Source organism: Streptomyces sp. 1114.5 (assembly GCF_003635085.1).
GTDB lineage: Bacteria > Actinomycetota > Actinomycetes > Streptomycetales > Streptomycetaceae > Kitasatospora.
Window position 1 is genome coordinate 3,411,948 of record NZ_RBXE01000001.1, and the last position, 13,671, is coordinate 3,425,618.

15 protein-coding genes and 1 pseudogene are annotated in these 13,671 nt (G+C 73.4%); 5 read left to right on the forward strand and 11 right to left on the reverse strand.

Annotated features, from left to right (window positions below):
* Window positions 1–44: 44 nt before the first annotated feature.
* Entirely contained in the window at window positions 45–377 is a 333-nt protein-coding gene (locus BX285_RS15160; RefSeq protein WP_097238461.1) for a YnfA family protein, read from the reverse strand.
* A gap of 16 nt (window positions 378–393) precedes the next feature.
* Window positions 394–1,608, reverse strand: a complete 1,215-nt coding sequence (locus BX285_RS15165; protein WP_097238462.1) for a pyridoxal phosphate-dependent aminotransferase — start codon at window positions 1,606–1,608, stop codon at window positions 394–396.
* Window positions 1,609–1,705: 97 nt separating this feature from the next.
* Between BX285_RS15165 and BX285_RS15170 the strand changes: the two are divergent.
* Both BX285_RS15170 and BX285_RS15175 read left to right on the forward strand, forming a co-directional pair.
* Window positions 1,706–2,083 (forward strand): annotated as a pseudogene (locus BX285_RS15170) (winged helix-turn-helix transcriptional regulator); the annotation flags it as partial.
* A 253-nt stretch (window positions 2,084–2,336) separates the two neighbouring features.
* Window positions 2,337–3,176 carry an SGNH/GDSL hydrolase family protein gene (locus BX285_RS15175; RefSeq protein ID WP_398900336.1) on the forward strand — a complete coding sequence of 280 codons (840 nt, stop codon included), beginning with the start codon at window positions 2,337–2,339 and terminating at the stop codon, window positions 3,174–3,176.
* 4 nt (window positions 3,177–3,180) lie between these two features.
* Here BX285_RS15175 and BX285_RS15180 read toward each other — a convergent pair whose 3' ends face one another.
* Entirely contained in the window at window positions 3,181–3,837 is a 657-nt protein-coding gene (locus tag BX285_RS15180) for a GNAT family N-acetyltransferase (RefSeq protein ID WP_121175406.1), read from the reverse strand.
* Window positions 3,838–3,986: 149 nt separating this feature from the next.
* Here BX285_RS15180 and BX285_RS15185 point away from each other — a divergent pair, with 149 nt between their 5' ends.
* On the forward strand, window positions 3,987–4,931 hold the full coding sequence (locus BX285_RS15185; protein WP_259470536.1) for a pentapeptide repeat-containing protein: 945 nt from the start codon (window positions 3,987–3,989) through the stop codon (window positions 4,929–4,931).
* A 5-nt stretch (window positions 4,932–4,936) separates the two neighbouring features.
* Here BX285_RS15185 and BX285_RS15190 read toward each other — a convergent pair whose 3' ends face one another.
* The 6 genes from BX285_RS15190 to BX285_RS15215 form a co-directional block, all read right to left on the reverse strand.
* Entirely contained in the window at window positions 4,937–5,497 is a 561-nt protein-coding gene (locus tag BX285_RS15190) for a DinB family protein (RefSeq protein ID WP_097238465.1), read from the reverse strand.
* 94 nt (window positions 5,498–5,591) lie between these two features.
* A complete protein-coding gene (locus BX285_RS15195) occupies window positions 5,592–6,326 on the reverse strand; it encodes a tyrosine-protein phosphatase (protein WP_121175408.1) in 735 nt (244 codons plus the stop codon).
* Between the two features lie 10 nt (window positions 6,327–6,336).
* Window positions 6,337–7,008, reverse strand: coding sequence for a TetR/AcrR family transcriptional regulator (locus BX285_RS15200; protein ID WP_097238467.1), 672 nt, complete (start codon window positions 7,006–7,008; stop codon window positions 6,337–6,339).
* 122 nt (window positions 7,009–7,130) lie between these two features.
* Window positions 7,131–7,454 (reverse strand): hypothetical protein, encoded by a 324-nt coding sequence (locus BX285_RS15205; protein ID WP_121175409.1) that lies wholly within the window; start codon window positions 7,452–7,454, stop codon window positions 7,131–7,133.
* Window positions 7,451–7,963: a DUF6232 family protein gene (locus BX285_RS15210; RefSeq protein ID WP_143685824.1), complete on the reverse strand. Its 513-nt coding sequence runs from the start codon at window positions 7,961–7,963 to the stop codon at window positions 7,451–7,453. The genes BX285_RS15205 and BX285_RS15210 overlap by 4 nt, the downstream gene beginning before the upstream one ends.
* 80 nt (window positions 7,964–8,043) lie before the next feature.
* Window positions 8,044–8,451, reverse strand: coding sequence for a RidA family protein (locus tag BX285_RS15215; RefSeq protein WP_097238470.1), 408 nt, complete (start codon window positions 8,449–8,451; stop codon window positions 8,044–8,046).
* Window positions 8,452–8,523: 72 nt separating this feature from the next.
* On the opposite strand from BX285_RS15215, the gene BX285_RS15220 reads away from it, so the two are divergent.
* The gene (locus BX285_RS15220) at window positions 8,524–9,441 is read left to right on the forward strand and encodes a LysR family transcriptional regulator (RefSeq protein ID WP_121175410.1); all 918 of its coding nucleotides are present in this window, start codon (window positions 8,524–8,526) and stop codon (window positions 9,439–9,441) included.
* Here BX285_RS15220 and BX285_RS15225 read toward each other — a convergent pair.
* The gene (locus BX285_RS15225) at window positions 9,438–10,337 is read right to left on the reverse strand and encodes an aminoglycoside phosphotransferase family protein (RefSeq protein ID WP_257032844.1); all 900 of its coding nucleotides are present in this window, start codon (window positions 10,335–10,337) and stop codon (window positions 9,438–9,440) included. The two genes, BX285_RS15220 and BX285_RS15225, sit on opposite strands and share 4 nt — an antisense overlap.
* A gap of 265 nt (window positions 10,338–10,602) precedes the next feature.
* Here BX285_RS15225 and BX285_RS15230 point away from each other — a divergent pair, with 265 nt between their 5' ends.
* Window positions 10,603–13,134 carry a Tex family protein gene (locus BX285_RS15230; protein WP_183107078.1) on the forward strand — a complete coding sequence of 844 codons (2,532 nt, stop codon included), beginning with the start codon at window positions 10,603–10,605 and terminating at the stop codon, window positions 13,132–13,134.
* Window positions 13,135–13,218: 84 nt separating this feature from the next.
* On the opposite strand, the gene BX285_RS15235 is transcribed toward BX285_RS15230, so the two are convergent.
* On the reverse strand, window positions 13,219–13,650 hold the full coding sequence (locus BX285_RS15235; protein ID WP_097238472.1) for an SHOCT domain-containing protein: 432 nt from the start codon (window positions 13,648–13,650) through the stop codon (window positions 13,219–13,221).
* Between the last annotated feature and the right edge of the window lie 21 nt (window positions 13,651–13,671).

Sequence of the window (13,671 nt, forward strand, 5' to 3'; positions counted from 1 at the left end):
CGGGCCCCGGCGTCGAGGAGACCTCGGCGCCGGGGCCCGCTGCTTCAGCGGCGCGGCCCGTACATGATCACGGCGACCCCGGCCAGGCAGACCAGCGCGCCCAGCACGTCGTAGCGGGTCGGCCGGAAGCCGTCCACCAGCACGCCCCACAGCAGCGAGCCGGCCACGAACACCCCGCCGTACGCGGCCAGCACCCGGCCGAAGTGGCTGTCCGGCTGCAGGGCCGCGACGAAGCCGTACGCCCCGAGCGCCACCACCCCCACCCCGGCCAGCCACCACGGCCGTTGCTCGCGCACGCTCTGCCAGACCAGCCAGCAGCCGCCGATCTCGGCGAGCGCGGCGAGCAGGAACAGGGCGACGGAACGCAGGACGGTCATGGGCCGAGCCTACGGATCAGACCTGGCGGTACGTCGCCAGGAAGCGACCGATCCGGTTGATGGCCGTCTCCAGGTCGTCGGCGCGGGGCAGGGTGACGAAGCGGAAGTGGTCCGGGCGCGGCCAGTTGAAGCCGGTGCCCTGGACGACGTGGATCTTCTCGCGCAGCAGCAGGTCCAGCACGAACCGCTCGTCGTCGACGATCCGGTGGACGGCCGGGTCGAGCCTGGCGAAGGCGTACAGCGCGCCCTTGGGCTTGACGCAGCTGACGCCGGGGATCTCGTTGAGCGCCTTGACCGCGATGTCGCGCTGCTCGGTCAGCCGGCCGCCGGGCAGCACCAGGTCGTTGATGGACTGGTGGCCGCCGAGCGCGGCCTGGACGGCGTACTGGGCGGGCACGTTGGGGCACAGCCGCATGCCGGAGAGCATGGTCAGGCCCTCCAGGTAGTCGGTGGCGTGCTGCTTGGGCCCGGAGACGACCAGCCAGCCGCTGCGGAAGCCGGCCACCCGGTAGGCCTTGGAGAGCCCGTTGAAGGTGAGGGTGAGCACGTCGTCGGCGAGGGCGGCCAGGCAGTGGTGCTCGGTGTCGTCGTAGAGGATCTTGTCGTAGATCTCGTCGGCCAGGACCATCAGCTGGTGGCGGCGGGCGAGGTCGAGGATGCCCTCCAGCAGTTCCTTCGGGTAGACGGCGCCGGTGGGGTTGTTGGGGTTGATGACGACGATCGCCTTGGTGCGGGCGGTGATCTTGGCGGCGATGTCGTCCAGGTCCGGGTACCACTCGGCCTCTTCGTCGCACAGGTAGTGCACGGCCTTGCCACCGGCCAGCCGCACCACGGCCGTCCAGAGCGGGTAGTCGGGCATCGGCACGAGCACCTCGTCGCCGTCGTCCACCAGCGCGGTGACGGCCATCTGGATCAGCTCGGAGACGCCGTTGCCGAGGTAGACGTCGTTGACGGTGACGCCCTGGACCCCGCGCTGCTGGTAGTACTGCACCACCGCGCGGCGGGCCGGCAGGATGCCGCGCGAGTCGCTGTAGCCGTGCGCCTTGGGCAGGTTGCGGATGATGTCCTGGAGGATCTCCTCGGGCGCCTCGAAGCCGAACGGCGCCGGGTTGCCGGTGTTCAGCCGCAGCACGCTGTGCCCGGCCTCCTCCAGCGCGTTGGCCTGGTCGACCACCGGGCCGCGGATCTCGTAGCACACGTCATTCAGCTTGCTGGACTGCCGAAACTCCATCTGCGGCCTCCCGACCGTCACCACCGCTCCGCTGCTTCTGCTTTGTTCTACCAAGTTGGCACTTGGAAAGTCCAACCTCTTGGCTATGCTGATCCACATGTCACGCCGAAGCTACGACCAGTACTGCGCCGTCGCCCGCGCCCTGGACGCGGTGGGGGAACGCTGGAGCCTCCTGATCGTCCGTGAACTCCTCGGCGGCCCGCGCCGCTACACCGACCTGCACGCCGACCTGCCCGGCGTCTCCACCGACATCCTGGCCGCCCGGCTCAAGCAGCTGGAGGGCGAGGGCCTGGTCGAGCGGCGCCGACTGGAACGGCCCGCCAACGCGACGGTCTACGAGCTGACCGGACGCGGACGCGAACTGCGGCCGGTCATAGCGGCACTGGGGGAGTGGGGCCTGTCCGCCCTCGGCGAGCAGCGGCCCACCGACGCGGTGCGCGCGCACTGGTTCACGCCCCGGAAGGCGGAGGGCGAGGCAGCGGCCGTCGCGGGGTGACGGCTGAGCGGGGGTGGGAGCAGGGGTGGGGCGGCGGCAAGGCCCCCGTCGCCGGCCGCCGCCCCCGTGGACACGAGCATGGCGCGGGCCGGTAAACGAGCGGTCGGCGCGCGATGAGCGCCGTGGTCAGGGCCTCGCGTCGGTTCTCGCGGGCCCTCGCTGCCGGGTGCTGCGAGCGCGGTCGTACGATCGTCGGACCGCGAAGCCAACCCAGGAGAGCGGAGACCAGTCCGTGCCCACCACCATCCGCAGTTACGCCAGTTACGTCGCCGTCGGTGACTCCTTCACCGAGGGCATGTGCGACGACCTGCTGCCCGACGGCCACTACCAGGGCTGGGCCGACCGGGTCGCCCGGGCCCTGGCGGCGGAACACGCGGAGCGGGCGGAACCGGCAGGGCAGTCGGGGCAGGCGGGGCAGTTCGGGCCGGCGGACGGCGGCTTCCGGTACGCCAACCTCGCCGTCCGCGGCAAGCTCATCGGCCAGATCCACGCCGAGCAGCTGGCCCCCGCCGCCGCCATGGGCGCCGAACTCGTCACCCTGGCCGGCGGCCTCAACGACGTGCTGCGCCCCGGCTGCGACATCGACCGGGTCGAGCGGCTGCTCGGCGACTGCGTGCGCGAACTGCGCGCCGCCGGTTCCACCGTCGTCCTGTTCACCAGCACCGACCCCACCCGGCGGATGGCCGGCAGCGCCCGGCTGCTGCCCACCATCCTGCGGATGAAGGCCTTCGTGCAGGAGCTCGGCCGACAGGACGGCATCGTCGTCGTCGACCTCTTCTCCGCGCCCTGCTTCGACGACCGGCGGCTCTGGGCCGAGGACCGCCTGCACCTGTCCCCCGAGGGCCACCGGCGGGTCGCCGAAGGCGTACTGGAAGCACTCGGCCGCCCCGCCGCCTTCGACTGGCGTGCCCCGCTGCCCGCCGCCGCCCCGCCCGGCCTCACCGAGCGGCTGCGGGACGACGCCCGCTGGCTGCGCAGTCACCTCGGTCCGTGGATCGGCCGCCGGCTCACCGGCCGCTCCTCCGGCGACGGCCGCCCGCCGAAGCGGGCCGAGCTGCTGCCGTACAGCTGAACTGCTAGGACACTCCGGACTCCGGCTCCAGGACCAGGCTCGCCATCGGGGAGTGGGTGGTCCAGCCGAGCGCGGTGTAGAGCGCCCGGCCCTCCGGGGTGCCGACCAGCACGCCGGTGCGGGCGCCCGCCTCGTACGCGGCGGACTGCAGCGTCCGCATCACCACGGCGCCCAGGCCGCGGCGGCGGAACTCGGGCGCGGTGGTGATCTGGTCCGGCACGGCCACCGGGCCGGCCAGGCCCGCCTGGCCGCGGGCGGCCAGGTGCCCGGCCTCGGTGCGCACCAGCACCCGCAGGACGCCGCCCCGCTCCCAGGTGGTCACGGTGTGGCCGGCCGGGACCACGGGCCGTTCGGGGGCGAGCGGGACGGTCATCAGGAAGGCCGGGCCGTCCAGCCGCCACCGCGGGCCGAGCCAGGGGCGCACCATGGCGTCCTCGGCGAACAGCTTCAGCCAGGTGGTCGGCGCGGTGGTGGCCTCGGCGATCTTGCGGACCTCGGCCTCGGTCGGCTCGGGCAGCACGTGCCGGCCCACCTCGCGGTCGGGTGCGCCGACGTCGATGGTCCAGCCCCACGGCTGGTCCACCGGCTCGGCGGCGCCGCGCGAGACGGTCCAGCCCGAGACCCACATCCGGACCAGCTCTCTGATGTCCGGCTCCGTCATGGCTGTCCACCCCGTGTTCCGTGCGCTACGTGTAATAGTCCCTGATGCCTTATGCATCTTACCGATGCGAGGGCGGCCTGCCCAGCCCAGTAGAATTTCCGGGTTCACGGCGTCGCCCCGGCGCCCAGCTGGTGGAAGGACCCCGGAACGTGCGCGAGACCGAGTCGCCGCAGGACCCCACGGCGGCCGCGCCGACCCCGCTCCACTCCGACTGCGGCAGTTGCTTCGGGCTCTGCTGCGTCGCCCTGCCGTTCGCCGCGGGCACCGACTTCGCCGTGAACAAGGCGGCCGGCACCCCCTGCCGCAACCTGCAGGCCGACTTCAGCTGCGGCATCCACGTGCGGCTGCGGGACAGCGGCTTCCAGGGCTGCACCGTCTACGACTGCTTCGGCGCCGGGCAGCGGGTCTCCCAGGTGACCTTCGGCGGCCGCAGCTGGCGCGAGGAACCGGACAGCGCCGGGCAGATGTTCGAGGTCTTCCCGATCGTGCGGCAGCTGCACGAACTGCTCCGCTACCTCACCGAGGCGCTGGCCTTCGCCCCGGCCCGGGCCGTCCACGCCGAGCTGCGGCAGGCCCTGGAGGAGACCGACCGGCTGGCCGGCGGCACCCCCGAGCAGATCCTCGCCGTCGACGTCCCGGCTCACCGGCAGCGGGTCAGCGAGCTGCTGCTGCGGGCGAGCGAGCTGGTCCGGGCGTCCGTCCCGCGCCGGCGCGAGCACCGCGGCGGCGACCTCTTCGGCGCCCGCCTGCGCGGTGCCGACCTGCAGGGCGCCAACCTGCGCGGCGCCCTGCTCGTCGCCGCCGACCTCTCCGGGGCGGACCTGCGGCTGGCCGACCTCATCGGCGCCGACCTGCGTGACACCAACCTGGCCGGCGCCGACCTCAGCACCGCCCTCTTCCTCACCCAGGCCCAGCTCGACGCCGCCCGCGGCGACGCCGCCACCCGCCTGCCGGACGGCCTCAAGCGCCCGGCCCACTGGCCCGCCACGGCCTCCCCGGTGGCGGCGGCGCCGACGGCGAAGCCCCGCTCGGGCAAGGGCGGCGCCGGCCGCCCGGGCGGACCAGGCCGCCCGGGCCGATCGCGCCGACGCTGAGGCCGTTACTGGCCCACCCGGCCGTCGATGCACTCGCGCAGCAGGTCGGCGTGCCCGCAGTGGCGGGCGTACTCGTCGATCCGGTGCATCAGCAGCTCCCGGATCGCGACCCGGCCCCGCCCGACCCGCTCGCCCAGGTCCGGGTAGCCGGCCAACGCGGCGTCGGTCGCCGCCTGTTCGCGGTCCAGGTCGCGGAACGCGGCCTCCACCACGGCCGGGTCGGCGACGGCCCCGTCGAAGTCCGCGTCCCGCGCGCCGTACAGCTTCGGCAGCCGCTCGTCCTCGGTGAGCCAGTTGCGCCAGTCCCGCTCCACCTCGGCGAGGTGCCGGACCAGCCCGAGCAGCGACATCGTCGACGGCGGCACCGAGCGCCGTGCGAGCTGTTCGGCGTCCAGGCCCTGGCACTTCATCCGCAGGGTCAGCCGGTAGTTCGTCAGACAGTCGTGGATCGCGCCGGGTTCGCCGTCCGGGCTCGGTCCGTCGCTGTTGCGGGGGTCGTCGTCCGGGTCGGCCCACATGTCGGGGTAGACGGTCGCCTCGGTCCATCGCACAGGTTGCTCGGTCATACCGACATGCTCGTTCGCAACCGTCCCTTCCCGCCACCGAGTTATCGCCCCGAGTCGTCGCGGTGCGGGCCGTACGGGCCGTGCGGTTGAGGGCTCAGGCGGAGAGCAGGCGGGTGCGCAGGGCGGTGATCTGCTCGCGGTCGATGCCGAGGGTGCCGGTGAGGTAGGCCTCGACGGAGCCGTGGCGGGCGGCGAGGTCGGCGAGGGTGAGGCGGATGACGGTCTCCGGGGCGCGGCCGAAGCCGGGCCAGCGCAGGGTGCGGCCGGGGTGGGCGGCGTGCCAGTCGGCGGCGAGCTGTGCGGTGGCGAGTTCGGTGAGGGCGAAGTCGGCGGCGATGTCGTCCTCGGCGACGCCGAGCAGGGTGAGCAGCAGGGCGGCGATGAGGCCGGTGCGGTCCTTGCCGGAGGCGCAGTGGAAGACCACCGGGGCCTCGGCGGCGGTGATCACGTCCAGGACCTGGCGGATCTCCTTCACCCCGTCCTCGGCGACCTCGGCGAAGCGGTCGGCGAGGTAGCGCCAGGGGTCGAGTCCGGGGTCGATCTCGGCCTGGTCGTACGGGCGGTGCTCGATCGAGAGGTTGTGGTACTCCAGCCCGTCGAGCTCGGGCACCCGGCCCTTGGCGGCGATCTCCCAGGGGTAGCGCAGGTCGATCACGGTCCGTATGCCGAGGGCCCGGAGTTTGTCGAGGTCGGCGTCCGAGGTGAGCTTGCCGAGGGAGTCGGAGCGGTAGAGCAGGCCCCACCGTACGGACCGTCCGTCGGCGGCCGGGTAGCCGCCCAGGTCGCGGAAGTTGTGCAGGGCCTGGAAGTCGTGGTGACGCGTCGTCATGCGCGTCAGCCTAGCCAGCGGCGGTGGCGCTCCCGGCGCTGCTCCCGGCGGTGCCGGTGGCGTAGCCGTGGGCGAGGAGGCCGAAGGCGCGGGTGGCGTCGTCGGCGGCCTCGGCGTGCAGGTCGTCGGCGGTGCGGCCGTCGTCCTGGATGCGGCGCCAGTTGTGCAGGGCGAGGACGCGCTGGGTGGCGGTGACCTGGGCGGCGAGCAGGGCCGCGGTGAGTTCGCGCGGCTGCGGCAGGTCGGGGGCCTCGCGCAGGGCGTCGGCCAGGGAGCGTTCGGCGCGGGCCACGTACTCGCCGACCCGGGCGGCCAGGCTGGGGGTGCCGTAGACCAGGGCGGTGAAGGCGAGTACCGCCGGGTGGTCGTTGAGGCCGGTGACCGGGTCGCGGCGGGTGAGGCCGGTCAGGAAGTCGCGCAGCAGTGCGTCGAGCACCGGTTCGCCGGGGAGCCGGTCGCGGACGACCTGTGCGGCCTGGTCCTGGTGGTCGGCGAAGCGGTGGACGACCAGGTCCTCCTTGGTGGCGAAGTAGGAGAACAGGGTGGGTTTGGAGACGTCGGCGGCGGCCGCGACGTCCGCCACCGACACCCGGTCGAAGCCGTGCTCCAGGAAGAGCGTGATGGCCGCTTCGGAGATGGCCTGTCGGGTCAGTTCCTTCTTGCGTTCGCGCAGTCCGCTCATGGGGTCAGGTTAGCAGCAGGGCTTGACCGGGGAAGGTTTCTTACCCGGTCATCCCTGCGGCGTGTCGCAGCCCGGCAGCCGGCCCGGGCGTCAGGAACGGCCGGCCGCCGCGGACCCGGGCGTCAGGAGTTGATCGAGTCCAGGATCCGGCGGACCGACTCCACCACCGGGGCACCCGCCGTGACCAGCGAGGCGACGCCGGAGATGTTCCGCAGCGCCCGCCGCAGGACGGGCGGCGGGGTGTCGGTGCCGCCCCCGATGGCCTCCAGCGACTCGTCCAGCACTTCGCGGTCCTCGGCCGGCACTTGACCGCGCAACGCCTGCACCGCGCCCACGAGTTCGCGGAGCTCGGCCTGGGGGTCGGCCGGGCCCTGATGCTTGATGATGCCGATGTTGTGGTCGCCGTGCTGGGTGACGGAGTCACCGAAGTGGATGTTGCCGCTCACCGGCCCACCTGCTTCCCGATGTTGTGGTCGCCGTACTGGTTGATCCGGTCGCCGATGTGCACGTTCTCCACCTGGAGGGCGAACTCGGCCTGGGGGTTGTCGATCGCATCCATGATCATCTGGATCAGGCTGCCGATCTGCCGGGGATCGTGGCTCACCACGGCAGTGGTCGCGGAGTTGGAGGTTTCGATGACCAGCTTGTACAGCGCCCGCTGCCGCAGCTTGGTGACCAGCCGGTAGAGGCAGAAGGCGAAGCCCGCCAGCAGCAGCACCCCGGGCACGGCCCCCGCCTGCGTCTTGTCGGCCGAGTTCTTCAGCAGCGCGCCGAGGAAGGTGGTCAGGCAGAGCAGCCCGAACACCTGCCGGACGAACCGGATGATCGTCCGCGAGCGCTTGGGCGGCCACCAGACCAACTGCCGTGCCCGGGCGATGTGCTGCAGCGGGTACGCGTCCCCACCGACCCACAGCACCCGACGGCTCACACTGACGTCGATCACGTTCCGTGCCAATTCCGCTCCCCCGCCCGTAGTGGCGGGGAGAACCATAGCAACAGCAGGCACCGGTGGTGACGGCGGTTCAGCAGGGCCGATCAGGAAGCGGAGCGGCGGGCGGTGACCTCGATCTCGATCCGCATCCGGGGATCGGCGAGACCGCACACCTGCATGGTGGCGGCCGGCCGGACCTCGCGGAAGCAGCGGCTCAGCACCGGCCAGCAGGGCTCGAAGTCCTCGCGCTCGGGCAGCAGGTAGCGCACCCGCACCACGTCGGCGAAGCCGCTGCCCGCCTCGGCCAGCGCCGCCCCGATGTTGCGCAGGCACTGCTCGGCCTGCTCCACCACGTCGTCGGAGATGGTCATGGCGGTGTAGTCGAACCCGGTCGTCCCCGACACGTGGATCCAGTCGCCGTCCACCACGGCGCGGGCGTACCCGATCTGCTCCTCGAAGGTCGAACCGCTCAGGATCGCGCGTCGCGCTGTGGGGGCTGTTGGGTGCGTCATGCCGGGAAGGCTAGGTGGCCTGCGGGGATACGTCCAACACTGCACAGCGCATGATCTGATATCCCTGCAGGTATGGAGCGCCCCGAACTCCCCCTGCCGCAGCTGCACGCCTTCGTCGTGCTCGCCGAGGAACTGCACTTCGGCCACGCCGCCGCCCGCCTCGGCATCGCCCAACCACCACTCAGCCAGCAGATCCGGCGGCTGGAGGAGAAGGTCGGCCACCCGCTGTCCCGCCGCGACCCCGGCGGCGTCACCCTCACCCCGGCCGGCCGCGAACTCCTGCCCGCAGCCCGCCGGGCGCTCACCGACCTCGCTGACGCGCTGGCCGCCGCCCGCGCCGTCGGCAGCGGCGAGGCCGGCCGGCTGCGGATCGGCTTCTCCGCCTCCCTCGCCCTCACCGTCCTGCCCGGCCTGCTCGACACCTTCCGGCAGCGCCACCCCGCCGTGCGGCTGGACGTCCGGGAGTTGACCAGCGCACCGCAGATCACCGCCCTGCACGAGCGGACCATCGACGTCGGCCTGCTGCGCGAAGCTCCCGCGGACGAGCCGGAACTGCGCTTCCGCACCGTCCTGCGCGAGCCGTTCGTCGCCGTGCTCCCGGCGGGCCACCCCCTGGCCGGCCGGCGCACCGTCCGGCTCGCGCAGTTGGCGGACGAGTCGTTCGTCCTGCTGCCCCGGGAAGAGGGGCCGCAGCTGTACGACCGGATCACCGGCCTGTGCACCGACGCGGGCTTCACCCCGCGGATCGTGCAGCACGCGGTGGAATGGCAGACGGTGTGCGCGCTGGTCGGCGCCGGCCTGGGCGTCTCGCTGGCCCCGGCGGGCATCCGGCAGCTGCGCCTGCGCGGCGTGGCCTTCCGCCGGATCGACCCCGGCACCGCCCGCACCGAAGTCGCCGTGGCCTGGCGCGGCAACGACCCCAACCCCCTGGTGCGCCACCTGCTCGCGGCCGTCGGCGTCGTCGGCGCATCGCAGCCGGACAGGCCCTAGACGCTGCGGTCGGCCAGGACCTCGCGGACGACGTGGCGGGCGTTGGCGGTCAGGGCCGGGTCGGTGTGGCGGTAGTAGGGGATCGTCACCAGGGCGATCGAGAACGCCCAGGCGCGGCCGCGCGCCCAGGTGGCGTCATCGGCGTGCAACGCGGCGCGGAAGGCGGGGCGGGCGGAGGCCGGCAGCAGGTTCCAGGCGGCGATCAGGTCGGCCGTCGGGTCGCCGACGCCCATCAGGGCGAAGTCGATGACGGCGGCGAGCCGGCCCGTGCGGGAGAGCAGGAGGTTGCCGGGGGTGAGGTCGCCGTGCATCCAGACCGGCGGGCCGGCGTACTCGGGCAGCCGGACCGCCCTGTCCCAGAGCGCGGTCGCGGCCGCCGAGTCGACCGAGCCGGCGAGCTGGGCGATGGCCGCCCGGGTCGCGCCGTCCCGGGAGGCGAGCGGGACGCTGCGGTGCCCGGCCGGGGCGTTCGTCGGGTCGACGGCGCGCAGCGCGGTGACGAAGCCGGCCAGGTCGCGGGCCAGGGCCGCGGGCGCGGCGAGGGCGCCGACCGCCGGGTTGACGCCGTCGATCCAGCGCAGCACCGACCACTCCCACGGGTAGCCCGCGGCGGGCCGCCCGACCGCGAGCGGGGCGGGGATCGGCAGCGGCAACCGCGCCGCCAGCGCGGGCAGCCACTGCTGCTCCCGCCGGACGCCCCCGGCCGCCCACGCCACCCGGGGCAGCCGGACAGCGAGTTCGGGCCCGAGGCGGAACATCGCGTTGTCCGCCCCGGCGGAGGCGAGCGGCGTGATCGGAAGGCGCTCCCACTGCGGGAACTGGGCGGAGATCAACCGCCGTACCAGGGCCGCGTCGACCACCGGCTCGTCGGGGTGCATCCGGGCGGCAGCGCACATGCCCGGCAGCGTACAGCGTCGATCGTTTTCGTTCAGGCGTATTCCCCAACTGGGCGGATCGGCACCCCGGTACGACCGGAGCGGCCGTACCCGCCGGCCGGGGAGGCGGCAACTCCGCACCGCCCGGGCCCGGTTGGCGCCCGGCCGGCGGCCGGCCCGGGCACGCCACGCCCGGCCGCCCCGGGTGCGGCCGGGTGTCGTCGTCGGCACCTGCCAGAATGCAGGGCGTACGGCGAACGCTCTGAAGGAGAAGGTGACCGGCTTCGTGACCACGCCAGTCGAACAGGTGGCCCGGCAGGCCCAGCAGGCGATCGAGCGCAGGATCGCCGAGGAACTGGGCGTCCGCGAGGGGCAGGTGAAGGCGGCCGTCGACCTGCTCGACGGCGGCGCGACCGTGCCGTTCGTGGCCCGCTACCGCAAGGAGGTCACGGGCTCGCTGGACGACGCCCAGCTGCGCACCCTGGAGGAGCGGCTGCGCTACCTGCGCGAACTGGAGGAGCGCCGGACGGCCGTCCTGGAGTCGATCGAGGCCCAGGGCAAGCTGGACGACGCGCTGCGCGCCCAGGTGCTGGCGGCCGACTCCAAGGCCCGCCTGGAGGACATCTACCTGCCGTTCAAACCGAAGCGGCGCACCAAGGCGCAGATCGCCCGCGAGGCCGGGCTGGAGCCGCTCGCCGACACCCTGCTCGCCGACCCGACGCAGGACCCGGCCGCCCTCGCCGCCGCCCTCATCGAGAACGGCAGCCTGAACGAGTCGGTGGCGGACGCCGCCGCCGCCCTGGAGGGCGCCCGGGCGATCCTGGTCGAGCGCTTCGGCGAGGACGCCGACCTGGTCGGCTCGCTGCGCGAGCGGATGTGGACCCGCGGCCGCCTGGTCGCCACCGTCCGCGAGGGCAAGAAGCAGGACGGCGCCAAGTTCGCCGACTACTTCGACTTCGCCGAGCCGTACACCAAGCTCCCCTCGCACCGCATCCTGGCGATGCTGCGCGGCGAGAAGGAGGAGGTGCTCAGCCTCGAACTCTCGCCCTACGAAGGCGAGTCCGAGGGCGACCTGCCCGGCGACAACGACTACGAGCAGCGGATCGCCGCCCGCTTCGGCATCGCCGACCGCGGCCGCCCGGCCGACAAGTGGCTCGGCGACACCGTCCGCTGGGCCTGGCGCACCCGCATCCTGGTGCGCCTGGGCATCGACCTGCGTGCCCGGCTGCGCGCCGAGGCCGAGGACGAGGCGGTGCGCGTCTTCGCCGCCAACCTGCGCGACCTGCTGCTCGCCGCCCCGGCCGGTACCCGCGCCACCATGGGCCTGGACCCGGGCTTCCGCACCGGCGTGAAGGTCGCCGTGGTGGACGCCACCGGCAAGGTCGTCGCGTACGACACGATCTACCCGCACCAGCCCGCCAACAAGTGGGACGCGGCCCTGCACACCCTGGCCGAACTGGCGAAGAAGCACGGCGTCGACCTGGTCGCGATCGGCAACGGCACCGCCTCCCGGGAGACCGACAAGCTCGCCGAGGACCTGATCAAGCGCCACCCCGAGCTGAAGCTCACCAAGGCGATGGTCAGCGAGGCCGGCGCCTCGGTCTACTCGGCCTCCGCCTTCGCCTCGCAGGAACTGCCCGAGCTGGACGTGTCGATCCGCGGCGCGGTGTCGATCGCCCGCCGCCTGCAGGACCCGCTGGCCGAGCTGGTCAAGATCGACCCCAAGTCGATCGGCGTCGGCCAGTACCAGCACGACCTCAGCGAGGTGAAGCTCTCCCGCTCGCTGGACGCGGTGGTCGAGGACTGCGTCAACGCCGTCGGCGTGGACGTCAACACCGCCTCGGCGCCGCTGCTCACCCGGGTCTCCGGGATCACCGGCACGCTCGCCGACAACATCGTGGCCCACCGCGACGCCAACGGCCCGTTCCGTACCCGCCGGCAGCTCAAGGACGTCTCCCGGCTCGGCCCCAAGGCCTTCGAGCAGTGCGCGGGCTTCCTGCGCATCCCCGGCGGCGACGATCCGCTGGACGCCTCCAGCGTGCACCCCGAGGCCTACCCGGTGGTCCGCCGGATCCTCGCCGCGACCGGCGGCGAGCTGCGCGAGCTGATCGGCAACGGCGCCGCGCTGCGGGCGCTGAAGCCGGGCGACTTCGCCGACGAGACCTTCGGCGTGCCGACCGTCACCGACATCCTCGGCGAGCTGGACAAGCCCGGCCGCGACCCGCGCCCGGCCTTCCGCACCGCGGTCTTCAAGGAGGGCGTCGACAAGATCGGCGACCTGGAGGTCGGCATGGTGCTGGAGGGCGTGGTCACCAATGTCGCGGCCTTCGGCGCGTTCGTGGACGTGGGCGTCCACCAGGACGGGCTGGTGCACGTCTCGGCGCTGTCGAGGACCTTCGTCAAGGATCCGCGCGAGGTGGTCAAGCCCGGGGACATCGTCAAGGTCCGGGTGCTCACGGTGGACGTGCCGCGCAAGCGGATCGGGCTCACCCTGCGGCTGGACGACGAGGTCGGCGGCGGGCGCGCCGACCGGGGTGGCGACCGCGGGGAGCGGGGCGGCGAGCGCGGGGAGCGGGGTGGCGAGCGCGGGGAGCGACAGGCCCGTCCGCCGCGCCAGGAGCGGCGCGGCGGCCAGGACCGGCGTGACCGGGGCGGTCAGGACCGGGGCGGCCAGGGCGGCCAGCGTGACCGGGGCGGCTCCGGTGGGGGCGTGCCGGCGAACAGCGCCATGGCGGACGCGCTGCGCCGGGCCGGCCTGGCCGGTGGCGGCAACGCCGGCAACGGCGGCTCGGGCGACCGGCGCTCCGGGCGGCGCTGAGCCCGGAGGGACGGGACCACGCCCGGGGCCGGTGGACGCGCGACGCGTCCACCGGCCCCGGGCTGTGTCGCCCCCTTCGGGCGGTCAGGCCAGGATCTTGGCCTTGGCCTGTTGGTACTCCTCCTCGGTGATGGCGCCCTTGTCCTTCAGGGCCGCCAGTTTCGCCAGGTCGTCGACGTGGCTGCGGCCGCCGCCACCGGTGTCCGGGGCGCTTGCGGCCGCGTCCCGGACGTAGGCCTTGAACGCGGCCTGGGTCTCCTGGGCCTGTTCGATGTCGCGCTTGGTCATCGACTCCCCCCGGGCGATCAGGTAGACGAGGACGCCGATCAGGGGCAGGAGGATCACCAGGACCAGCCAGCCGGCCTTGCCCCAGCCACTGAGGTCGTGGCTGCGGAAGATGTCCGTGATGATCTTGAACAGCAGGAAGAACCAGAGCACCCAGAGGAACAGCTCCAACATCGTCCAGAAGATGTTGAGCAGCGGGTAGTCGGTGTCGGCCAGGAGAGAGGTGTCCATGGCCGAGTCATATCATCACAA